This is a genomic window from Rhodococcus sp. Eu-32 (assembly GCF_003336925.1).
Taxonomy (GTDB): Bacteria; Actinomycetota; Actinomycetes; order Mycobacteriales; family Mycobacteriaceae; genus Rhodococcoides; species Rhodococcoides kyotonensis_B.
Genome location: NZ_QGNK01000011.1, coordinates 24,885 through 47,580, shown reverse-complemented (window position 1 = coordinate 47,580; position 22,696 = coordinate 24,885). Strand labels below are relative to the sequence as shown.

Annotated in this window: 22 protein-coding genes; 8 read left to right on the top strand and 14 right to left on the bottom strand. The window is 65.9% G+C overall.

Annotated features, from left to right (window positions below):
* The first annotated feature begins 26 nt into the window (after nucleotides 1-26).
* From DK926_RS14790 to DK926_RS14780, 3 genes are read left to right on the top strand one after another with little or no spacing between them, the layout of a single operon-like run.
* The gene (locus tag DK926_RS14790) at nucleotides 27-2,372 is read left to right on the top strand and encodes a CoA transferase (RefSeq protein ID WP_114331056.1); all 2,346 of its coding nucleotides are present in this window, start codon (nucleotides 27-29) and stop codon (nucleotides 2,370-2,372) included.
* A gap of 29 nt (nucleotides 2,373-2,401) precedes the next feature.
* Nucleotides 2,402-3,364: a zinc-binding dehydrogenase gene (locus tag DK926_RS14785; RefSeq protein ID WP_114331055.1), complete on the top strand. Its 963-nt coding sequence runs from the start codon at nucleotides 2,402-2,404 to the stop codon at nucleotides 3,362-3,364.
* A 16-nt stretch (nucleotides 3,365-3,380) separates the two neighbouring features.
* Entirely contained in the window at nucleotides 3,381-4,904 is a 1,524-nt protein-coding gene (locus tag DK926_RS14780; protein ID WP_243636820.1) for an AMP-binding protein, read from the top strand.
* Here the strand turns inward: DK926_RS14780 and DK926_RS14775 are convergent.
* The 12 genes from DK926_RS14775 to DK926_RS14720 form a co-directional block, all read right to left on the bottom strand.
* On the bottom strand, nucleotides 4,885-5,793 hold the full coding sequence (locus DK926_RS14775) for an IclR family transcriptional regulator (RefSeq protein WP_114331053.1): 909 nt from the start codon (nucleotides 5,791-5,793) through the stop codon (nucleotides 4,885-4,887). The two genes, DK926_RS14780 and DK926_RS14775, sit on opposite strands and share 20 nt — an antisense overlap.
* A 137-nt stretch (nucleotides 5,794-5,930) precedes the next feature.
* Nucleotides 5,931-6,260, bottom strand: coding sequence for a ferredoxin (gene fdxA, locus DK926_RS14770; RefSeq protein WP_068429785.1), 330 nt, complete (start codon nucleotides 6,258-6,260; stop codon nucleotides 5,931-5,933).
* 4 nt (nucleotides 6,261-6,264) lie between these two features.
* Complete coding sequence (locus tag DK926_RS14765; RefSeq protein WP_068429782.1) at nucleotides 6,265-7,254, bottom strand: NAD(P)/FAD-dependent oxidoreductase; 990 nt, start codon at nucleotides 7,252-7,254, stop codon at nucleotides 6,265-6,267.
* Between the two features lie 155 nt (nucleotides 7,255-7,409).
* Entirely contained in the window at nucleotides 7,410-8,198 is a 789-nt protein-coding gene (locus DK926_RS14760; RefSeq protein WP_114331052.1) for a class II aldolase/adducin family protein, read from the bottom strand.
* A complete protein-coding gene (locus tag DK926_RS14755) occupies nucleotides 8,195-9,028 on the bottom strand; it encodes an ABC transporter permease (RefSeq protein WP_068429778.1) in 834 nt (277 codons plus the stop codon). Before DK926_RS14755 ends, DK926_RS14760 begins: the two co-directional genes overlap by 4 nt.
* Complete coding sequence (locus tag DK926_RS14750) at nucleotides 9,025-9,831, bottom strand: ABC transporter ATP-binding protein (protein WP_114331051.1); 807 nt, start codon at nucleotides 9,829-9,831, stop codon at nucleotides 9,025-9,027. Before DK926_RS14750 ends, DK926_RS14755 begins: the two co-directional genes overlap by 4 nt.
* Nucleotides 9,828-10,811, bottom strand: a complete 984-nt coding sequence (locus DK926_RS14745) for an ABC transporter substrate-binding protein (protein ID WP_114331050.1) — start codon at nucleotides 10,809-10,811, stop codon at nucleotides 9,828-9,830. Before DK926_RS14745 ends, DK926_RS14750 begins: the two co-directional genes overlap by 4 nt.
* A 205-nt stretch (nucleotides 10,812-11,016) precedes the next feature.
* Entirely contained in the window at nucleotides 11,017-12,012 is a 996-nt protein-coding gene (locus tag DK926_RS14740; RefSeq protein ID WP_243636819.1) for an NAD(P)-dependent oxidoreductase, read from the bottom strand.
* A 125-nt stretch (nucleotides 12,013-12,137) separates the two neighbouring features.
* A complete protein-coding gene (locus DK926_RS14735) occupies nucleotides 12,138-13,010 on the bottom strand; it encodes an alpha/beta fold hydrolase (protein ID WP_114331049.1) in 873 nt (290 codons plus the stop codon).
* Nucleotides 13,007-13,990 carry a catechol 1,2-dioxygenase gene (locus DK926_RS14730; RefSeq protein WP_114331048.1) on the bottom strand — a complete coding sequence of 328 codons (984 nt, stop codon included), beginning with the start codon at nucleotides 13,988-13,990 and terminating at the stop codon, nucleotides 13,007-13,009. The genes DK926_RS14735 and DK926_RS14730 overlap by 4 nt, the downstream gene beginning before the upstream one ends.
* A 4-nt stretch (nucleotides 13,991-13,994) precedes the next feature.
* Nucleotides 13,995-15,314, bottom strand: coding sequence for a peptidase dimerization domain-containing protein (locus DK926_RS14725; RefSeq protein WP_114331047.1), 1,320 nt, complete (start codon nucleotides 15,312-15,314; stop codon nucleotides 13,995-13,997).
* 126 nt (nucleotides 15,315-15,440) lie between these two features.
* Nucleotides 15,441-16,739 (bottom strand): Rieske 2Fe-2S domain-containing protein, encoded by a 1,299-nt coding sequence (locus DK926_RS14720; protein WP_068429764.1) that lies wholly within the window; start codon nucleotides 16,737-16,739, stop codon nucleotides 15,441-15,443.
* Nucleotides 16,740-16,919: 180 nt separating this feature from the next.
* Here DK926_RS14720 and DK926_RS14715 point away from each other — a divergent pair, with 180 nt between their 5' ends.
* Both DK926_RS14715 and DK926_RS14710 read left to right on the top strand, forming a co-directional pair.
* Entirely contained in the window at nucleotides 16,920-17,690 is a 771-nt protein-coding gene (locus DK926_RS14715; RefSeq protein ID WP_114331046.1) for an enoyl-CoA hydratase-related protein, read from the top strand.
* 34 nt (nucleotides 17,691-17,724) lie between these two features.
* The gene (locus DK926_RS14710; protein ID WP_114331146.1) at nucleotides 17,725-18,693 is read left to right on the top strand and encodes an ABC transporter substrate-binding protein; all 969 of its coding nucleotides are present in this window, start codon (nucleotides 17,725-17,727) and stop codon (nucleotides 18,691-18,693) included.
* Nucleotides 18,694-18,744: 51 nt separating this feature from the next.
* Here DK926_RS14710 and DK926_RS14705 read toward each other — a convergent pair whose 3' ends face one another.
* Both DK926_RS14705 and DK926_RS14700 read right to left on the bottom strand, forming a co-directional pair.
* On the bottom strand, nucleotides 18,745-19,137 hold the full coding sequence (locus DK926_RS14705) for a hotdog domain-containing protein (protein WP_068429760.1): 393 nt from the start codon (nucleotides 19,135-19,137) through the stop codon (nucleotides 18,745-18,747).
* A complete protein-coding gene (locus DK926_RS14700; RefSeq protein ID WP_114331045.1) occupies nucleotides 19,134-19,619 on the bottom strand; it encodes a hypothetical protein in 486 nt (161 codons plus the stop codon). The genes DK926_RS14705 and DK926_RS14700 overlap by 4 nt, the downstream gene beginning before the upstream one ends.
* Before the next feature lie 101 nt (nucleotides 19,620-19,720).
* Between DK926_RS14700 and DK926_RS14695 the strand changes: the two genes are divergently transcribed.
* The 3 genes from DK926_RS14695 to DK926_RS14685 are packed head-to-tail and all read left to right on the top strand — an operon-like array spanning nucleotide 19,721 to nucleotide 22,630.
* Complete coding sequence (locus tag DK926_RS14695; RefSeq protein WP_068429756.1) at nucleotides 19,721-20,569, top strand: alpha/beta hydrolase; 849 nt, start codon at nucleotides 19,721-19,723, stop codon at nucleotides 20,567-20,569.
* Complete coding sequence (locus DK926_RS14690; protein ID WP_114331044.1) at nucleotides 20,523-21,776, top strand: multidrug effflux MFS transporter; 1,254 nt, start codon at nucleotides 20,523-20,525, stop codon at nucleotides 21,774-21,776. The genes DK926_RS14695 and DK926_RS14690 overlap by 47 nt, the downstream gene beginning before the upstream one ends.
* Nucleotides 21,777-21,781: 5 nt before the next feature.
* On the top strand, nucleotides 21,782-22,630 hold the full coding sequence (locus tag DK926_RS14685) for an alpha/beta hydrolase (protein ID WP_114331145.1): 849 nt from the start codon (nucleotides 21,782-21,784) through the stop codon (nucleotides 22,628-22,630).
* Nucleotides 22,631-22,696 lie beyond the last annotated feature (66 nt).

The window sequence follows — 22,696 nt, the reverse complement described above, 5'->3', positions numbered from 1 at the left end:
AACCGCGACGATCGGAGAGATCCACCTTGAGTGACAACGACATCCGAGTTGTCGAGCTGTCGGGGCCCTTCGTGCGGTCCGCCGGGCGGATGCTGGTCGGAATCGGCTGCGACGTCGTACTCGTCGAGCCACCGGAGGGTGACGAGACGCGTCGCGACCTCGACGGGTGCACGTTCGCGCACTGGCACGCGGGTAAGCGATCGGTCGTCGTCGAGACGGGCACCGCGAGCGGGTCGACGTCACTGACCACTCTGCTGCAGTGGGCCGACATCGTGCTCGACGGAAGGCAGCCCGGCGCAACGCCTTTGCCCGACGTCGACGGTCTCGTCCGCGTCCGCGTCACCCCGTTCGGCAGCGACGGCGTCCACAGTGGTTGGGAGGGAACGGATCTGACCGTCGCCGCACGCGGCGGCGCCATGGCACAGGTCGGGGATCCGGACGGACCCCCGTTGCTTTTGCCCGAGGGTCAAGCCGAACAACTCGCCGGCGTCAACGCTGCCATCGGCGCTCTGCTCGGCCTGTCGGCCCGACGTCGCGGACACGGCGGGCAGGACATCGACATCTCGGCACAGGAATGCGTCGCGGCGGCGCTCGAAGCAGGAACGCTGGCGTACCTGCACGAAGACCGAGTTCCACCGCGTCCGGGCCGTGTTCATCCTCTCGTGCCGCACGGCTTGTTCGACGCCGCGGACGGACACCTCGGAGGAGGCCTCGGCGGCAGCCCGCGCATGTGGGACAACCTCGTCGCATGGCTCACCGAGATGGGTGTGGAGGAGGATCTGGGCGATCCGAAGTGGGCCGACGCCCGCACCCGAAAGTCGGGGCAGCAGCACATCTTCGACGTCCTGAACCGCATTCTCTCGTCGTGGACGAAGGAAGAGTTCGCCGCCGCGGCCCAGGACCACCGACTGCCGTGGGCGGCCGTGGACAGGCCGGACGAAACGATCCGCAACCCTCAACTCAACGATCGCGACTTCTTCGTCGATCTGGAACGTGAGACGGGAACCGTGCGCGACCTCGGCTTCGGCTTCGCGTTCCCCGAGGGCCGTCGGCCGACGCGTCTGGACGTGCAGGCGCTGGGAGCGGATCAACAGCTGCTGACGTCGTTGCCCGATGGACGGCTCCCCGCCCACAGCAGCGAACAGGCCGGTCCGCTCGCGCTGTCCGGGATACGCGTGCTCGATCTGACCTGGGTTCTCGCGGGTCCGTACTGCACGCGCATTCTGGCCGACCACGGCGCGGAGGTGATCAAGGTCGAGTCGCTCGGACGACCGGACCCGACGCGCTTCGCCCCGTTCATGCACCTGTCGCGGGACGGCGGCGACGACCCGAACACCAGCGGCTACTTCAACGACGTCAACCGCAACAAACGCAGCATCACACTCGACACCAGATCGCCGGAAGGGCTTGCGGTCCTGCGGGATCTGATCGCCACGTGCGACGTCGTCGTCGAGAACTTCAGTTCGTCGGTGATGGAACGAATGGGTCTCGGTTACGCCGAACTCGACAGCATTCGTCCCGGTATCGTCTACACCTCCATGTCCGGCATGGGCCATACCGGACCTCGCAAGGACTGGGTCTCGTACGCCGACATCGTCTCTGCCAGCAGCGGTCTCACGGCTCTGACCGGCTGGTCCGTCGACGACGTCGTCGGAGTCATCTACGGCCACGGTGACATCGTCGCCGGGTTGCAGGCGGCGCTGGCGACGCTCGCGGCTCTCGAACATCGCAGCCGCACCGGCCGCGGGCAACACATCGACCTCTCGCAACTCGAAGCGATGGCGTCGCACATGGGTACGTCGGTCGTCAGCGCCAACGGCGCGGGCATCACTCCGACCCCGATCGGCAACGCGCACAGACTGTATGCGCCGCACGGGGTGTATCGATGCCTCGGCGCCGACTCGTGGTGCGCCGTGGCGGTACGCGATCATGCCGAGTGGGCGGCCCTGTGCCGTGTCGTGGGCCGAACCGACTGGGTCGACGACCCCCTTCTGCAGACGGCCGATGCTCGACGCGCCCGAGACAAGGACATACGCGATGCCGTGGAGGCTTGGACCCGCGTACGTCCGGTCGCAGTGGTTCAGGACGCGCTGCAGCAGGCGGGCGTTCCCGCGGGCGCGGTGCAGAACGGCAGGGATCTCGTGGAATATGATGTGCACCTGCGTGATCGACAGTTCTACGTCCCCGTCGACCATCCCGTGGCGGGCACCTTCCTGCACGAGGGAACGCCCATCCGTATGTCGGCCACCAGGGGCGGTGTTCGTCGCGCCGCCCCCGTTCTCGGTTCCGACACCGACGACGTGTTGAGCACGATTCTCGGCTACACACCCGACCAGATCGAATCCCTACGGTCCGCGCAGACACTCCGCTGACCACCCCGCTCACTATTTCAGGAGGCCACATGCGCGCCGCGCTACTGCACACCTACGGCGAGAGCCCCGTCGTCGAGGACATCGATGTACCGGTGCGGGAACCGGGTCGTTCCCTCGTTCGGGTCGACGCGGCCGCCCTCGGCCATCTCGACCTCACCGTCGCCAGCGGAACGTTCGGGGTCAAGCCCACGCTGCCGCACATCGGCGGTACGGACGGGTCCGGCACCGTGGTGGAGTCCGACACCCTGCCCATCGGCTCACGAGTCCTCGTGCGCGGCAAAGGGATCGGATTGTTCAAGAACGGCTGCTGGGCCGACTACGTCGTCGTCGACGACCGCGCTCTCACTCCGGTGAACGCCGAGCTCGATCCGGCCGTCGCCGCGACGTTCTTCCTGCCGAGCACCACCGGATACGTATCGGTCAACGACGTGGCTCGGGTCGCGCCGGGTGAACGCGTCGTCGTCTCCGGCGCGTCCGGCGCCGTCGGCGCGATGGCCGCACAGTTCGCCCTGCTGGCCGGAGCGGCCGAGGTCATCGGGGTCGTACCGCGCGAGGACCAGGTCGAGTTGGTGCCCGCAGGCGTACGGCCGGTGGTGGGGCGCGGGGACACGTTGCTCGAGGCGCTCGGATCGGAGCCCGTCGCCGACGTACTGATCGACACCCTGGGCGGCGACGTCCTCGCGCCGTTGCTGCGGGCGGTGGTGCCGGGTGGTCGGGCCGCGCTGATCGGCTACACCCTGGGTACGGAACTGACCGTCGATCTGCCGAACTGGTTGCTCAGCGACGTGTCGCTGCTTCCGGTCAACATGATGCGCAAGACCGATCGACAGGCCGAACTCGCACCCGTCATGATCGACCGACTGCTGTCCGGTGATCTGGTCCTGACCGTCCAGCGATTCGATCTGGAAGACATCGCCGACGCTCTGATCGCATTGCGGGAAGGCAAAGTGGCCGGCCGAGCAGTCGTCGTTCCCGGGCTCCGGAATCGCTGAACCCTTGGATCGACGCGTGAGAACCATACCGGCGCTGATCGCGGCGCGCGCTGCCGAGCGTCCCGACGCATCGGCGCTTCGCGGGTCCGGTACGACGCGCTCGTACGGACTCCTCGGGGAGCGCGTCGCGTCGATGGGCGGCGCCTTACTGGATCACGGGGTGGTGCAGGGTGATTCGGTCCTCGTGCTGTCGTCGAACCGCATCGAGATGGTCGAGGCCATGCTGGGGTGCGTCTGGATCGGCGCAGTGGCCGTTCCCGTGAACCCCGAGTTGCGAGGCGACGGGTTGACCTTCGTCCTCGCAGCCTCGGGGGCACGCCACGTGTTCACCGAACCCGTCCATACGCAGCGGATTCGATCCGCCGGTTTCCGAGGGGCTCTGTGGGAGTTCGGTTCCGACGCGCCCTCACCCGAGACAGGCCGATCGGTTCCCGCCGCGGACGTCGATTCGCTCGACACCGCCATGGTGCTGTTCACATCGGGAACCACCGGACCTCCCAAGGGCGTGCGGTGTCCGCACGCGCAGTTCGTGTACTGGGGACTCGGTGTCGGTGACGCACTCGCGGTGACACAGGACGACGTGCTGTACAACTGCTTGCCGTTCTTCCACACCAATGCGATCAACGCCATGTTCCAGGCCTTCGTCGCGGGTGCGACGTTCGTTCTGGGACAACGGTTCTCCGCCCGTGCCCATTGGGCCGACGTCGCCGACGCGCAGGCGACGGTGACCTATCTCCTCGGCGCGATGGTCGCCATGTTGTCGTCGCTATCGCCATCCGAGGCCGACCGCGCACATTCCGTCACCCGATCGCTCGCGCCGGCGACGCCGCCGCACCTGTACACCCCGTTCCGGGAACGGTTCGGCGTGGACCTGATCGACGGGTTCGGATCGACGGAAACCAATCTCGTGCTCGGAAACGACTGGGCGACAGCCCGCCCGGGTTACCTGGGCACCGTACGTCCCGGATACGACGCGGTCGTACTCGACGCCGACAACGCTGTCGCCGACGGCGACCCGGGCGAACTGGTCGTGCGTACTCACCTGCCCGGCGCCTTCGCGACCGGGTATCTGGACGAGCCGATTCCCGCGACGGACTCCTGGCGTCGTACCGGCGACAGGGTCGTCCGTGAACCCGACGGCTGGTTCCGCTTCGTGGACCGCATCAAGGACGTCATTCGTCGACGAGGAGAGAACGTGTCGTCCGTCGAGGTCGAGGCGGTTCTCGGCCGGCATCCGGCCGTCGCACAGGTGGTGGCGTTTCCTGTCCCGTCATCGCTGGCCGAGGACGACGTCATGGTGGCCGTCGTTCCTCGGACCGGGCACGTCGTCGATCCGCTCGACCTGCTGCGCCGGTCGGAACCGCATCTGCCGTACTTCGCACTGCCCCGTTACGTCGACGTCGTGAGCGAGCTGCCACTGACCGACACGGGCAAGGTGCGGAAAGCCGAATTGTCCGGCCGTGGGGTCGGACCGAACACCTGGGATGCCGAACGCTACGGGTACGTACCGACGCGGGTGGTCACCGACCGCACCCGTTGAACGAGCACACCGTCGGGTGGCACGTGGACTCGCGATTCGCGAGGCCGTCGGGTCGGTGGCACTTCATCGCCTGCAGCGTGCGGGAGATCCCCATGCCCGCGGTGCGCAGTGCACCGGTGACGCGACTGACGTTCAACCGGGAGGTCGGTGCCGTCACCGACAGCGCGCCTGCCAGGACGTCGTGGCCGCTGAACACCGGCACCGCGACACTCATGTACCCCAGCCGCGTCTCCTCGACCTCGACCGCGAGCTTGTCGCGTCGCATCCGCTCGAGTTGGTGCGCCAGAACCGACACCGACATCGTCGTACGTGCCGTCAGCGCGGTGAAGCCCTGGGCCGCGACCTCGTCGAACACCGAGCGAGGCGAGAAGGCCATGATGATCTTGCCGGTGGCCGTGCAGTACAGCGGCAATCGACCGGCGACGCGGGAGTTCTCGTTCAGTCCCCGGTGCCCGACGATCTTCTCGATGTAGAGAACGTCGAGGCCCTCGCGGACCGCGAAGTGCACGGTCTCCTGCGTGGCGAGCAGGAGATCCTCCATGTACGGCAGAGCGGCGTCGCGCAGGATCCGCTGCCGCGGTACGAGCTGACCGAGTTCGAAGAGCCGGAGGCCGAGTCGGTATTTCGTTCCCGCACGTTCGAGCAGCCCCCACTCGACCAGCTCACCCGCCAACCGATGCACACTCGCCTTGGCCACACCGCTGCGGCGGGTGAGCTCGGTCAAGGACAGATCGGCGTTCTCACGGTCGAACGCGTCGAGGATGAGTCGCGCTTTCCCCAGGACGGACGCGAGATCCGCCGAAGGAGCAGGCGGCGCGGACGGGCGTGCATCGATGCGCAGCAGCGGAGCCGACGAAGGACCTGGGGATGCGGGAACTGCGGAACTCATTCTTCACCTCGTGTTCGACTGTTGGCTTCCCCCGACAGAACGGTAAGGGTTTTCGGTCGGCTCGGTCACCGAAACGGGTTCATTGGGCGAACTGGACTCATGTTCGTTACATGCCGGGCCGTTTCGTCCGGTTCTGGTCAGGCTTCCTCGAATTCGTCGACGATGGGAGTGTCGACACCGATCGGCCCGATCTTCGCGGCCCCGCCCGGTGTTCCCACCGGTTCGGATCTTCCGTCCAGCACCTCGAGGAAGAACCGCTTGTTGTCCTCGCGGAACTCCGGATCCGCCTTGCGGTCGACCGTGATGGCCTCGACCGGGCACGCCAATTCGCATGCCCCGCAATCGATGCACTCGGCCGGGTTGATGTACAGCTTGCGATTGCCCTCGTAGATGCAATCGACCGGGCATTCTTCCATGCACGATCGATCCATGTAATCGATGCACGCTTCTCCGATGACGAACGGCATGACGTCAGTTCTCCTGCTCTGTGGAATGACCCGGGAAGATTTCCGCGTCGGGGTCGAGGACGGCGGCCGCGTTGTTGACTGCGGTGGCGGCTTCACCGAAACCGACGGCGATCAGCCGCACCTTGCCGGGGTAGTCGGTGATGTCGCCCGCTGCGTACACGCGCGGGGCCGTGGTCTGCATTCGGGTGTCGACGAGTACGTGCCGGTTCTCGATCGCGATGCCCCAGTCGTTCAGCGGACCGAGGTCGGCGGTGAAGCCGAGAGCCGCGATGACCGACTGCGCCGACAGGGTGTCCTGGTGACCTGCCTTGTGCGCGATGTCGACCTCGGAGATCCACTCCTCACCGCGCACCGCCGAGACGTCGGCGTTGACGACGACCTGCACCGAGCTGTCGAACACCTTGGCCACCGATGCCTTGTGCGCACGGAACTTGTCACGCCGGTGCACGAGAGTCACCGATTTCGCGATCGGCTCCAGATGGGCTGCCCAGTCGAACGCGCTGTCACCACCGCCCACGATGACGACGTCGCGATCGGCATGCGCGGACAGGTCGGGCACGAAGTAGCTCAGCCCGCGACCGAGGAACCCGTGCCCCTTCGGCAGAGGCCGCGGCGTGAACGCGCCGATGCCACCGCAGATGACGACTGCACCCGCGAAGATGGTGCGGTCCTTGTCCGTCGAAATCGCAACGGATCCGTCCGGAAGGTGCCGCAGATTCGACGCGCGCTCGCCCAGTACGTATTCGGGTGAGTACGGAGCAGCCTGCGCCAGAAGGCCGTCGATCAGGTCGCGTCCCTTGACCGACGGGAACCCTGCGATGTCGAGAATGGCCTTTTCCGGGTACATCGCGCTGATCTGGCCGCCGGGCTCGTCCAGTGCGTCGAGTACGGCGACCCGCAGTCCGCGGAATCCGGCGTAGTACGCGGCGTACAGCCCGGCCGGGCCGGCGCCGATGATCAGAATGTCGACCGACAGGTCCACCGATGAAGTCATGATCGAACCGTAAACACACTGCGGCGCAGAGGAAATGGAAACGGTTCGCTCACCGGAACACTCCCGTCGGCCCGTGAAGGCGGCGGTGCACGACGAAAACCGGGTACGTGCGACAAGTCGTCGCGCGTACCCGGTGCCCGAGGTGCAGAAGGAAATCAGTGACCGAAGATGTCGGGCTCCTCGGCCGCGATCTTCTGGATGATGGTCGAGTAGGCGAACCACCCCACCTTCTCGGTCCCCACGGCGTCGTACGTCGTGGCAGCGATCTTGTCGTGCAACACCACTGGCGTTCCCGCCGCACGTGCCGCGAGCTCCGCCTGCATCGAGCGCTCCATCGACACGTACCACCAGACGGCCGACTCGACGGATTCCCCGACCGTGAGGTGGCCGTGATTGGTCAGGATGACCGCCTTCTTCGAACCCAGTGCGGCCGCGATCCGTTCGCCCTCCTCGTCGTCGAGAACCACACCGTGGTACTCCTCGTACATCGAGTGATCGTCGTAGAAAGCGCACGCGTCCTGCGTGATCGGTGAAAGCAGTTGGTGCAGCGACGAGAACGCCTTGCCCTGCAGGCCGTGTGCGTGGACCGCGCCGATCACGTCCGGGCGTGCGTGGTGGATCTTGGAGTGGATGACGAAGGCCGCCCGGTTCAGTGGCCCGGAACCGGACAGAATCGTTCCGTCCGACCCGACGTGCAGTAGTTCTTCGGGTCGCACCTGCGAGAAGTGTCGACCGAACGGGGCCGTCCAGAAGGTTTCCGGGTCCTCTGGGTCACGGGCCGTGATGTGGCCCGAGATTCCCTCGTCCAGTCCGAAGCGAGACAGGATTCGGTAGCCTCCGACCACCGCGACCTTGCGGCGGTGACGTTCCTGCTCGACTGTCAGACCTGTTGGGGCGCCGGGGATTCCGGCCTTCTCTGCGATGGTGGCGGTGTCGTTCGTCATTTCACTCCGTACTTTCCGAGGAACCTGGTGGAGACCGTTCGGAGAATGCGGTCGAAGAGGAATCCCATGATTCCCAACGTGATGATTCCGACGAAGGTCCAGTCGATGCGTCCGTAGTTACGAGCCTGCCAGATCATCGAGCCGATACCGGCGTTGGCGGCGACGATCTCGGCCGAGACGATCGTCAGGAAGCTGTTTCCCATCGCCAGACGCGCACCGGTCACGATTCCCGGGACGGTCGACGGCAACACGACCGTCTTCATGATCTGGAAGCGACCGGCACCGAGATTGGCCGCTGCCTGCAGCTTGTTGTCGCTGATCGCGACGGTCGCCGCGATCGTACTGACGGTCACGATGAACACCGACGTGTAGAAGATCAGAACGATCTTGGACGTCTCACCGATGCCGAACCAGACGACGGCGAGTGTCACGAACGCGATCGGTGGGATGAATCGGAAGAATTCGATGTACGGGTCGAGGAGTTGTCGAACGATGTCGATGCGGCCCATGAGAATTCCGACGGGGGCACCGACCACGACGCCGAGTGCCCAGCCGATGAGAATTCGTCCCGCCGACGCCTGGATCGAGCTCCACAGGACGCCGCTGTCGGACAGTTCCTTGGCAGCGGACACCACTGCCGTGGGCGACGCCATCGTGGTCGGCCCGTACCACCATGCGAGGAAGGACCACACGGCCAGTCCGAGCACGACGGACGCCGACCAGAGTGCTGCCGTGCGTAGGACCGATCCGCTCATGGAGCGCGCTCGGCTTGCCTTCCGACGGCTGGGTGCTGATGCGGTCGCGGGACGACCGGCGACGACTGCGGTCACAGCTCGTCCTCCTCGATTCCTTGATTTCTCAGTGAGGCAACGACTTCGGCACGGATGTCGTCGCGAAGACGTTCGTAGAGATCCGCCACGGCCGGGTTCTTCCGGTCACGTGGGCGGGGCGCGTCGACGGTGTAGACGCTCTTGATGCGTGCGCTCGGCCCTGCGCTCATGACCACGACCCGATCGGCGAGCGTGATCGCCTCGTCGATGTCGTGGGTCACGAACACGACGGTGCAGCCGGTGTTCCGCCAGATCGTGTCGAGTTCCGTCTGCAGCACCTGACGCGTCTGCGCGTCGAGGGCTCCGAAAGGCTCGTCCATCAGGACCAGGCGCGGCTGGTTGGCGAGAACGCGAGCGATCTGCACACGTTGCTTCATGCCGCCGGACAGCTGGGTCGGGTACTTGGCGCCTGCGTGACGGAGACCGACCATGGCCAGGTACTCGGCGGCGATCCGGGCCTGTTCGGCCTTGTCGGCCCCGCGCATCCGCGGACCGTAGGCCACGTTCTGGCTCACGGTCATCCACTCGAACAGCGCTTCCGAGCTCTGGAAGACCATGCCGGCGTGCGTGTTGTTGCCGTCGACGCGGACGTCGTTGCAGACCACCTCACCCTCGGCGGTGTCGACGAAACCGGCGAGTGCCGACAGCAAGGTCGACTTGCCGCATCCACTCGGTCCGAGCAGGCAGACGAACTCGCCCGGTTGGATGTCGAGATCGATTCCGGACACGACCTCCAGTTCGCCGAAGCGAATGGCTACGTCGCGTACGTGAACCGGGACTCCCTCGATGGTGCTCGCGGTCATGCCTGCCCTCCTTCGGACCAGTCGACGAGAATCGACGCGTTCAGATCCGGCTGTGCGTTCATCGCTCCCACCTTCAGATAGAAGTCGACGACCGACTGTGCGTCCTCGATGCTCTTCTCGGTGAGGTCCTCGACGACGAAGTCGATCTCGTCGATCGCGGTCAGCGTCTGCTGCTCGTCGGAGTTGACCGCGGCCATCGTCGCTGCGGTGGCGGCTGCAGGGTCGGCTTCGACCTTCTCGGTGGCCTCCTGCAGGACGTCGCGCACGGTGCGTGCGGTCTCCTCGTTCGCGCTCAGCCAGGAGTCCGTCGTGATCGCCCAGTGGTGGTAGAACCAGTCGTAGTCACCGGTGGTCGCCACGACCTTGCCGGTTCCCTGGTCGAGGGCCGCCGTCGGCCACGGCTCCCAGAGCACGTAACCGTCGATGTCACCTCGGCTCAGCAGAGCGGGCATGTCGGTCGGGGTCGCGGTGATCTCCTCGATCGAATCCGCGGCGATGCCGTTGGCCTCGAGGTACTTGTCCGTCGAGATCTGGCTGAGCCCGGGAACGATGCCCAGCTTCCTGATGGCCTGCGGGGAATCGATCCCGTTACGCAGAACCACCTTGATGTACTCCCCCGAGGTCTCGTAGGAGTACATCGCACGCAGCCCCGGGTTCTGCTGCAGCTGCGCGATCGTGGTGGTGTCCGAGCTACCGGCCATCTGAACCTGCCCGGTCGACAGCGCATCGACCGCTTCACCGCCGCGCCCGAACTGGACCAGTTCGACGTCGAGTCCGGCGGCGTCGAACATGCCTTCGTCCTTCGCGAGGAAGAACGGTGCGTAGGACGCGTCGATGCCGACCGCGATGCGGATGCTCCCTCCCGCCGAGGTGGATTCCGCTGCCTCGGTCGCGGGACGGCTGCAGGCTCCGAGAAACAGTGCGGCCAGCGTCGCCGTCGCGAGAACACTCGTCGTTCCGAGCTTGAATCGTTGTGCCATGGGCTGAAGCTTTCCTTTGTGTGATCTGCGTCGCATACGCGGGCTCATGTCCGAAAACGTAATTGCGGTAGTCGTGAGCGCCCACCAACTGGGTCCACCGTGCGGACCGGGACGAACAACTTACGGCGACGCAACGTCCGGCCACCGGGCCGGAACGAGGACGCAACGCGGGCGAAACATTCCCCGCGCCGAGGTGAGAAGCCGATTATCGGGACGAGAGCGACGTCGGCTGCTGCTCGGCGACGCCGTTGACGACCCACAACGGGTCGTGGTCGCTCAGTACTCGCTCGACGTTCCTGGCCACCATGTCGGCGATCGCACGCATTGCCGTCGAGGAACCGCCCGCCACATGAGGACTGAGCAGCACGTTGTCGAACTCGCGTAAGGGTGAGCCCGCCGGCAGTGGTTCGGTCTCGACGACGTCGAGCGCCGCGCCTCCCAGCCGGCCGCGCCGCAGAGCGTCGATCAGCGCGGCCTCGTCGACGACGCCTCCGCGCGCGACGTTCACCAGCACCGCGCCGTCGGGCATGGCGTCGAACTGCGCGCGACCGATTGCGCCCCTCGTGTCGTCCGTGAGCGGTACCGACAGCACGAGGACGTCCGACTCCGCGACGAGCACGTCGATCGGTACGCGTTCGAAGTTCGCGTCCCGTTTGTCGCTCCGCGCGGCATAGCGCACCGTGCACCCGTACGCGCCGAACAACGACGCGGCGCGACGCCCGACCTCGCCGAAACCGACCACGCCGACGCGACACTCGGCCAGATCGCGGCATCCACGACGAACGATCGACTCCTGCGGCCACCGGCCCGCGCGGACTTCGGCATCGGCCCATCCGACGGATCGGTTCAGGTACGACGCGGCCGTGACGGCCCACTCGGCAACGGAACTGGCATTACCGCCCGGCGCGTTGCTGACCGGCACTCCGGCGTCGGCCCATGCACCGAGATGGATGAAGTTGACGCCTGCACCGGGCTGCTGGACGAGGCGCACGTTCGACCCGGCCAGGGCCTCGTCACGTCCGAGTGGCAGTTCGCCGCTCCAGTCTCCGATGACCACCGTCGCGTCGGGAAGCAGTGCCGACACCGCTCGTCGCGTCCTCTCCGGTGGGCGAACGACGTGCCCCCTTTGTCCGATCCGGTCGGTCACGGTGCGTTCGATCACACCGTATTCGTCCGTAGCCAACATCAAGATCGTTTCCACGCCTTCACCTTTCACGTCGAGCAGCATCGGCCGAAAACGCACGCGGCCGACGGCACCATTGTGGGTCCCGTCGGCCGCGTCCGCGAGTTGTGTGCACCGAGGCTCACTCGCCCTCGGTTAGATGGTCAAGCAGTCGTCTTCGCCGCCGCCGACGCTTCCGCGAGGAAGTCGAGACTGAGCGGGTTGTAGAGCGCCGCCTGCTCGTGCTGCGGCCAGTGTCCGCACTCCTCGAAGAGTTCGAGGCGTGCACCGGGGATGTCGGCGGCCATCTTTCGGGCCTCCGGCACGTCACCGAACGGGTTCTCGTGACCCCACACGACGAGCGTCGGCGCCGTGATGGACGCAAGCCGCTCCGGCCGCAGCAGGTTTCGCTGCCGGGTCTCCATCTCCTGCAGGGTCAGCAGATTGTGGATGTTGTCGACGAATTCCTGGCGGTGATAGATGCGGTGACGCACGTTCACCAGTTCTTCGGTCGCGTTGGCCGGATCGTGCATCAGCAGATGCATCCGCGAACGCGTCAGGCCGATGTCGTCGGTGGTGACCGCACGCATGGTGGACGTCTTGATACGTTCCATCACCTCCGGGTTGGCCACGGTGCCGCCCGCCGCCAGAAGTTGCAGCGACAGAACGCGTTCGGGCTGCTCACTTGCCAGATGTGCGGCAACCCAACCGCCGAGGGACTCACCGACCAGATGGGCGCGCGACAGGCCGACGGCATCCATGTAGGCGACGAGATGCTCGACGTAACGCGGGATTTCGTACGGGTAGTCCGGCTTTCCGGTGTACCCGTGTCCCAGCATGTCGATGGCGTGGCATTCGTAGCGTTCCGCGTGCGAGGCGATGTTGCGCGCGAACGCCTCGAGATGGCCGCTCGTGCCGTGGAGGAAGATGACGGCCTCGTCACCGGATCCGGCTTGCAGCGAACGCGTCGGAACTCCCGCGGCGTCCACCGTCTTCACGCAGAAGTCCAGCCCCGCCAGTTCGGTCCAGATGGTCATTGTCTCTCCGATTTCGTCGTCGTAGCGTTCTGTAGGTCCTGCTGTGCTGCGGGATCGAGCACCGTGATGCCCATGCCCGTGAGCCATTCGGGGATCGCCTCGTACGCGAGCCGTTCGCCCGCGACGTCGCGCAGGAGGGTCGACATCATCAGCCAGGTGCGCAGCTCCTGGGCGCCGTTGCCCGCTTCCTTCTCCATAGATTCGGTCGTGTAGTCGACCAGTTCGGACGCACTGCCCTTCTCGAACAGGCGAAGCACGTAGTCGTCGAAGGCCGGCGTGATCGCGGCCTCGGCCGCTCGGATGATCTCGCGACGTCGAACGTCGTACTGAGACCAGTTGGCGCGTCCGTCCAGCCAGGCCTGGACCATGAAGTCCTCGTCCTCGCCGTGCGGATCCCGCCAGTCCGGCCACGGCAACCGGTGGGACATTCCACCGGACGCGATGACCACGACTCGCTTGTCGGAGGCTTCCCGCTCGATCGAATCACGCAGCGCGACAGCGAAATCCCTGCACCGCTCGAACGTCGGGAGGGGAGGCGCGAACACGTTGACCACGATCGGGACGATCGGCACGTCTATACCGTCGAGAAGATACTGAATGGCGTGCGACTGGCCGTGATCGATCTGAATGCGTGCCGAGAACGCCGGATCGAACTTGCCGTTCTCGATCAGGTCGTTCGCGAGATGACGGGCGAACTCGACGTCGACCCGCTGCGGCCCCTTGGGCGTACCCGACTCACCGCTCGCGACGCATTCGCCGACGCCGATGGTGAACGCGGGTATGAGATCGAGCCAGAATCCTCGAAAGTGGTTGGAGCCCAACAGAACGACGACGTCCGGCCTCGAGTCCGCGATGCGATCGCGGGCCGCGCGAAGTCCGTCACGGAACCGCTCCGCCTCGTCCTTGTGGGTGGTCTCCTCCCAGTGGGTGTTCATCAGGGTGCTGTGCGAAGCACCTACACCCAACGTCACGATAGCCATGTCGTCACAGTCCTACTTCCTCGAGTGTGCGGGTGACCGTGTCGAGTGCGACGTCGACGAGGTAGTGCGTCAACTCCTCGGCCCGGCGCAGATCCACGGTGTTCATTCCCATCGCGAAATCCACCTCGAACGGCGCGTCCACTACCTTCGGCATGCCGACCCGAACGGTGGGAATTCCTCTGCTACGCAATATGTTCGCGTCTGTTGCGCCACTGGCGTCGTACGCGGGTTCGTGCGGTCTTCCTTCCCTCGCCTCCCACGCGGCGATCGCGCTACGGCACAACCACATGTCCTCGTCCGACGATTCGCCCGCGATGGCCAACACCTGCTCGACCTCGAGCTCCAGTCCGCCCAGGTCGTCCGCGATTCGCCGCACGGCCGCCAGGAGCTGTCGTTTGGCGTCGCTGGGTGTGGTGCGCGGACTCAATCGCAGATCCACCGTCATCGTCACCTGCTCGGGGGTGAACGACGCGGTGCGTTCCCACCCGCCGCGGATGTTGGCGACGATCCCCTGTGGCGCCACCAGACCCGAGGTGTTCGCCGCCGAGTACTTCGGGAACCACTCCTCGAGTCGCGCAGCGACCGCCCCCGCCGCCGCAATGGGGTTCGCGTAGGGCAGGCGATGTCTCGACCCGACGTAGGTGTGTGTCCCGTGGACCGTGACGGTGAACCAGGCGAGGCCCACTTCTTCCCACGAGACGGTCCACCCCGGTTTCGCGATCAACGCGAAGTCCGCCCAGACCCCCTGTTCGAGAAGGAACGAGCACCCCACGCCCTGTCCGGTGTTCAGACGCGGATTGCCGACTCCCGCACGCGCATTGGTCGGCATGCCTCCTGCGCCGAATCCGACGATCAGATCGCCCTTCAGCGGTACCTCGGCTGCGGCGATCGCCTCGACCGCGGCGATGACGCACGCCGCGTGCCCCTTGGGGTTGGACGCGCCGAGGCCGATCAGGTAGTCCCCGTCGACTCTGGCCTTCGCCACCATGTCCGGGCGCAGCGCGGGGCCAAGTGCAGGCAGGTCCTCTGCGGGGTCGCCGGTGGTGACGGTGTCGATCGGCGCGTAGAGAAGCAGGTCGGGACCTGTGCCGTCCCCACGCAGGCGACCCCACGAGTTGGCCTGCCGATCGTCCAACGCCATGGTGTGCGCGTCGACCCCCGCACGGTCGAGCGTGTCGGTGACGACACGGGCGAGCGGAGCTTCGTCACCGGTCGGGCTCGCGACGTCGACGAGGTCGATCAATATGTCCCGCAAACGGTCTCGACTCACGTGCCGATGTGCCTGCGCCGAACGATCGGTGCGGTCGTCGGGCGACGACGTCACGGGCGGACCTGATGGACTTGCGTGTTCGAGTGACGGGCGACGAACTGCCACAGCAGCTGGGAGCCCACGAGCGTACCTGCGCCTGCGAGTGCTGCGATCACGATTCTGGTCATGTCTTCTCCTGGACTATTCGGCGGACTGCCCGTTGACGGGCGTCGAGGCAGGTTCGGTTCCCGCGGACGCGGCGGGTACACGGCGCTTGCGTGCTGGCCGCGCCTCCTTCTGCGGAGCGAATTGCGCAGCGGCCGAAAGCTTTTCCGCATACTCCTCTTCCGCGAGGTTCCGCCATGACGTCAACGAGACGTCGGGCCGGTACAGCTTCTCCGGCGGCGCGTCCGTGACCTCGACCATCCAGGCGTCCTGTCCGGAGAACTGACCGTGGAACAGCCATCGGATGGCGCCCAGGTACTTGACGTAGAACTTGGCCTTGCCCAACCCGGACACGAAGTTCACCATCAGACCGACGTAGCGGTGGTTCTCTTCGTCGACGGGCACGTAGAACTCGTAGTGGATGAACGTCGGGTAGGCGATCCTGAGGACCCCCGGCATGGACAACGACGCGAAGCCCGGGAACTTCTGGGCCGCGATGACCGGATTCACTTCCTTACCCGCACCGGTGTTTCCGATGTTGGAGATCTTCGATTCGTCCGGCTTCTTCTTCCACCACCGCTTGTTCGTCCACTTGCCGACACCGGGGAACGTGGCCTCCCAGTAGACCTCGTCCTGGACGCGGTAGATCCACCGTCCCTCGGGAATGATTCGCGTGATGTTCCACGTCGGCATGGGCTTGAACAGACGCCACAGCGCGGTGCGATGCAGGTACTTGGCGTGGCCCTCGTCGAAACCGTTCTCGCACGCGAAGCGCCAATCACCCTGGCGCGGTTGGATGCGCCCGCCGATGATTCCGGTGTTCTCGGTCAGCTCGCGGGGCAGCTGGTCGTCGATGGGGTGAGGCGGCTCGTCGGCGATGGGCAGGTACACCCAGACCAGTCCGAGGCGTTCCTCGACCGCATAGGTTCGGACCGACAGCTTGCCGCAGATCTTCGAGTCGGGACCGTCGGTGATGACCGCGGCCAGCTTTCCGGTGTCGAGCTTGAAGGTCCATCCGTGGTACGGGCAGCTGACCGTGCCCGGGAACTGCTGGTCGCCTTCGGAGAGGGGAACGCCACGATGCGGGCAGCGATCGTGCAACGCGTAGATCTTTCCGCCATCTCGCATCAGCATGAGCTTGTCCCCGCCGAGCATATAGCTCTTCGGGTCCTTCGTGATGTGACTGGCCCACACCACCGGGTACCAATAGCCGCGGTAGCCACTGCTGGCAGCGTTGTACAGCGGCCAGGCCGTCCAGTCCTGCCGTCCTGCCGCACGGGGGCGCTGTGGCTCGCTGGCGGCGACCGAAGCGTCGGTCACGTCTGTTGTCGTCATGAATTTCCCTTCGAAACGGCGAGCTCGATATCCGAATCCTGAAGCACGACAGATCACTGCCCAATGGATTCGGTTCATTCAGCAAACCGCCGCAGCGAGAGTTCGCCTGTCGGACCGAGGCCCTGTGGTCCGCGCAGCACCTCACGAATGATGAGGCGACCGATTACCGAAGGGACGCTCATGACCTCGTACCTACGTACCACCGTCGCGGACGCGGTCGCGACCGTCGTCGTCGACCGGCCACCGGCGAACGCATTCGACCCGGACCTGATCGACGAGTTGCTGACGGCGTTGCCGCCGCTCGCCGACGACCCGTCGGTGCGCTGCATCGTCGTACGCGGGACCGGTCGCTTCTTCGTGGCCGGCGCCGACATCTCGGTGATGCGCAATCTCACCGAGGAGACACAACGCGCGATGCGTCCGTGGGTCGACGTACAGCACATTCTGACGTCGGCGCCCAAACCCGTCATCGCGGCGATGAACGGTCACGCACTCGGCGGCGGAGCGGAATTGGCACTGGCGTGCGACCTCCGGGTGATGAGCGACGCCGCGACCGTCGGCTTCCCGGAGATCGCGTTGGGACTGTTCCCGGGTGCCGGTGGTAGTCAACGACTTCCGCGCCTGATCGGCGCTCACCGCGCCGTCCTGCTGATGATGGAGGGTCGCAAGCTGACGGCCGCCGAGGCGCTGGACATCGGACTCGTCGACCGAGTGGTGGCAGACGATCGTTTCGACGACACCGTTGCCGAGCTGGCCGCGGTGTACGCCGCGAAACCGACCGCGGCGATCGGTCTGATCAAGCAGGTGGTGACCGACGGTCTGCCGCTACCCATGCACGAGGCGCTCGACGTCGAGTTCGACGCCGTTCTGAAACTGATCACGACCAGCGACACCGCCGAGGGACTGCAGGCGTTTCTCGACAAACGCCCTGCCGTCTTCACCGGCAAATGACGGAACCGACAACCCCGAGAGGACGCACATGTCGATGATTTCAACCAGGAAGCGGTGGGCGACCGGAGCCACGGTCGCCGCGTTGTCCGTGCTCGTCGTCGCCACCGGATGTACTCGCCCAGCCACCCAGGAAGCGACCGGTACCTCGCTCGTCCGCATCGCCGTCGGCGTCGACCCGTCGTATGCGCCGCTGTTTCTCGCCGACCACGAAGGCATGTTCGACGCGGCGGGCCTCGACGTCGAGATCGTCCAGACCGAAGGGGGTGCCGCGGGCGCCCAGAACGTGGTCGCCGGGACGTCGGAGATGTCCGGTAATGCGGATTCGACCGCGCTGACCGTCATGGCGGCGAACCCGCAGCTGCGGGCGCTCGGCGTGTTCCAGGACTCGGATCGGTACTTCCAGGTCGTTCTCCGAGACGGTGTGCAGCCGAAGGACATCAAGACCATGGGTGTCTTTCCGGGCATCGGCGTCTACTTCACCGATCTCTATCTGAGAAGCCTGGGACTCGACCCCGCGACCATCGACATCGTCTCGACGAGCCCGCCCGAGCAGCCTGCACTGTTGGCACGCGGTGACATCGACGGATTCGTCTCGTTCGACCCGTGGGTGGCGCAAGCAGAAGCCGATGGATCCAGCGTGGTGGCCACGACCGGTGACTTCGGAGCCGAGTACTCGCAGTGGATCCTCGCCCGAGAGGATTGGCTCGACGCCAACGACGAACTCGCGGGGAAGGTGTTCGCAGTCATCGCCGACGCGTCGGAGATCATCCAGGAAGATCCCGATCGCGCGGCAGCCGCCATTGCGGCCGAGATCCAGATGGATCCAGCGGAGGCACGCGATCGCGTCACTCAGATCGACTTCACCGGCCGTGATTTCGGCGAAGATGACCTCACCCGCTCGAGGAGTCTCGTCGATTTCTTCACGCAGCAGGGTTCCATGGCAGGACCGGTGGATCCCGACGAGGTTCTGTTGACCGGTTGGGTCTCCGACCACCGCGAGTGACATCTCGACTCAGGTCGGCCGGACAGTACCGTGACGTCCGGCCGACCGGAGTCAGGGCAGCCGAACGACGGCGGACCCTGTGGCACACAGTCTTCCGTCCTCCGTGTGCTCCTCCAGCTCGAGGTGGGCGACACCGTCCTGCACGTCGATCACCCGACCCGACACCGTGAGGGTCTCACCGACGTATGCGGGAGCGCGGTTCTGCCACGACAGTGCGGTCACCGTACCGCCCTGCCCGGCCGCCCGAGCAGCGGCACGATGGAACAACGTCCCCTGCAACTGGGCCATCACGACCGGCCTCTCCAAGCCGTCCGAGGCGGCGTGGACCGCGTCGTAGTGAATGCGGTGCGCATTGTGCGTCGTCGCCCCGAAACGGAGGACACGGACGGGATCGGTTGCGAGAACCACCGTTTCGATGGCGCCCCCGGCCTGAATCGCATTCATCGGACGATGAAGGTCTCGCGAACACGCGCCAGCGTGCCCGCACCGGACGAGACGTAGTCCTTGACCGTCTCGAGGAGCAGAAACTGCGAACCGGTTCGACCTTTGACGGTGACCGCATCGAGATTCCGTACTGCGTTGACGGTTTCACCCACCACCGGCTCTGCAAGAAACTCGATCGCCTGACCGCCTGCCATCAACCGCACGTCGAGTCCAGCAGTACCGGGCACCTCGTCCGCGAACATTCCGTCGGGACGGTAGTCGTCGTCGACGCCCCCCTGGTGACCGCGCAGCATGCTCAGCAGGTACATCGGGTGCACGGCGAAATCCGCGCGCGTCGGGTCCAGGTATCGGGGCTCGTCGACGGCGGATGCACGCGCGAAGGCCACCGCATGATCGGCGGACAGCGTTCCCAGCGAACGCGATTCGCGCACACCGACCACGGCGCGTGCCCGTTCCTCGGCAGTGTGTAGGTCAGGATTCATAGCTCGACGGTAGGTCACGTCCGCGGCCACGGAACGAACCCCGGCCCGGAGAGTGGACCCGTTCCCTTTCCGTCGATCACCCGACGCGGTGGAATGACGCCATGGCACAACGACCCCCGAGCCAGTACGCCACGGCGGACGGCGTCAAGTTTCACTATCACGATCTCGGATCCGGCGATCCGGTCATCTTTCTTCACGGAGGTGGTCCTGGCTGCACGGCCTGGTCGGACTTCGGCCCGGTGGCCCCGATGTTCGCGTCGACGCGGCGCGCGATTCTCGTCGACATCCCGCAGTACGGGCTGTCCGACAAGTGCACCATCGAAGGGCCGATGTGGGATTTCCACGCGGCCAAGATGGTGGCCCTTCTCGACGAACTGGGAATCGACCGTGCCGATTTCGTCTGCAACTCGTGGGGAGGCACCATTGCCCTCAACCTCGCAGCGAAGTACCCGACCCGCGTTCGCTCGCTCGTCGTCACCGGCAGCATGCCCGTCTTCTACGGCCCGCTCGCTCCGCTTCCCGAGGGTGGCCGACGCGGTAGGAACGCGCGGGACGTCTACTACGGCGGCACCGGCCCCTCCCGCGAGAAGATGCGCGAACTGATCACCCGCCTCGAATGGTTCGACGGCGATGCGCTCCCGGACGAGACCGTCGACATGCGCTACGAGCAGAGCCTCGACCCCGACGAGATGGCCTTGGCGGCCGCGTCGGACAACCCACGAGGCGAATGGCAGGACCTCACAGCCGAATTGGGGCAGATCGAAGCCCCGGTGCTGTTCGCGTGGGGAATGTACGACGACTTCCTGACGCCCGACTACCCGCTGATGCTCGCGCGCATGGTTCCGCGAGGCCAGCTCTACGTCATGGATCGGGCATCACATCATCTTCAGGAAGAACGGCCACATGACTACCACGCCGTCGTCGCAGGATTCCTCGACCAACAGCACTGACACCACCACACCGACACCACAGGGCTGGACGCGCTTTCGGCTCGTCCTCGTCCTGGGTGCGGTGACCGCCCTCGGTCCGTTCACCATCGACATGTATCTGTCGGCGTTTCCGTTCATCGCCCACGACCTGGGTACGTCGGACGAGCTGGTGCAGTTCACACTCACCGGCTCGCTCGTCGGTTTCGCGTTGGGGCAGTTGATCATCGGACCGCTGTCCGACGCGTTGGGCCGGCGTCGTCCGCTGATCGCCGGTTCCGCGATGCATGTCGTCGCATCCGTGGGATGCGCTGTCGCGCCGACGATCGAGACGCTGGCGGCGCTGCGCGTGCTGCAGGGTCTCGGCGCAGCTGCAGGTACCGTGCTGGCGCTCGCGGTGGTGCGTGACCTGTTCGACGGGCACGCTGCGGCCGTCGTCATCTCCCGTTTGATGCTGGTGATGGGAGTTGCGCCGGTGTTGGCGCCCACTATCGGCGGACTCGTCGTCTCCCTCGCGTCGTGGAGATCGATCTTCTTCGTGCTGGCGCTCCTCGGGCTGATCTCCGTCGCGCTCGGAGTGTGGGCGATGCCGGAGACGCTGCCGCCTGTCAAGAGGCATCGACCTCGGATGCGCGTCATGGCGAGGAACTATCGAACGTTGTTCTCTGATTCGCCGTACGTGCGGATGGTGATCGTGTGCGGATGCGGTCGCATCCTCATGTTCTCGTACATCGCATCGTCTCCGTTCGTGCTGCAGAATCAGTTCGAGCTCACCCCGGGACAGTTCGGAGTGTTCTTCGCCTGCGGCGCAGCGGTGTTGATCGGATCGTCGCAACTGAACGTGGTACTGCTGCGGCGGTGGAGCCCGTACGGAATACTCCGGGCGTCACTCGCGGCGGGAACGCTGGTCGGCGGCGTCTTCGTCGTTCTCGCTGCAACGGAGACAGGTGGCCTCGCGGGGTTCGGGGTTCCCGTCCTCCTTCTGCTCGCCGTGATGGGGTCCGTCATGCCGAACGCTCCCGCGCTCGCACTCGCCCGCCATCCCGACACCGCAGGCACGGCATCGGCACTGATCGGCGGATTCCAGTTCCTGTGCGCCGCCGCCGCCGCGCCGGTCGTCGGGCTCCTGGGTAACAATGCACAGGCAACAGCGTCGATGATGGGCGTAGCGGCAGCCGTCGCTCTCGGTCTCGTCGTCACGGCCCGTCCCCTCGCCGGGGCTGAAAGGTGACAAGGTTGAACACGCGTTCGCGTTACGTCGATTGCCCGATCGGACAGATCCACGTGGTCGAAGCCGGCGACGGCCCCGCCCTGCTGCTGCTGCATCAGGCGCCGCGCTCGGGCGACGAGTTCCGCGAATTCATACCGCTGATGGCCCGTGAGCATCGCGTGATCGCCATGGACATGGTCGGCTTCGGGGCCAGCGTCAAAGTGCCTGCACCGCAATCCATCGAGCTGTACGCACGCGGCGTCCACGAGCTCCTGCACGAGATCGGGATCGACGAGGTAAGCCTTCTCGGTCACCACACCGGCGGACTGGTCGCACTCGAGGTCGCCTCCGCGGCCGGGAACGGCGAAGTGAGTACCGACGTGACCGCGCTGGTGCTGTCGTCGTGCCCGTTCACCGGCCCGGAGCGTCGTGCACGTCCCGAGAATCCCGACGGCGTCGACAAGGCGAACATCTCCGACGACGGCACGCATCTGAACACGTTGTGGAACAAGCGGCGTCCGTACTACCCGCAGCCGTCCGCGGATCTGTTGAACCGCTTCGTGCACGACGCGCTGGCGTACGGCGTCGACCCGGCAGAGGGACATCGGGCGTGCGACCGCTATCGCATCGAGGACCGAATCGGTCTCGTCACGGCGCCGACACTCCTGCTCGGCGCGTCGGACGATCCGTTCGCGATGCCGAACATCGCGCCGCTCGAGTCCGCTCTGTCGCAGGTGACGAGGGTGGAGACGACCATCGTGGAGCACGGGACGGTCGCCCTGTTCGAACGCAAGGCCGACGAGATCTCCGCCGTCGTGCAGCCGTTCCTCCGCCGCGCGGCCGCCGACCGCGTAGGGGTGCATTTCGCTCCCTGATTCGACGATATTCGCGAAGATCCCGCATATCCGGGCGAGTAAGGGAGCGAAATACTCGGGGCGCCC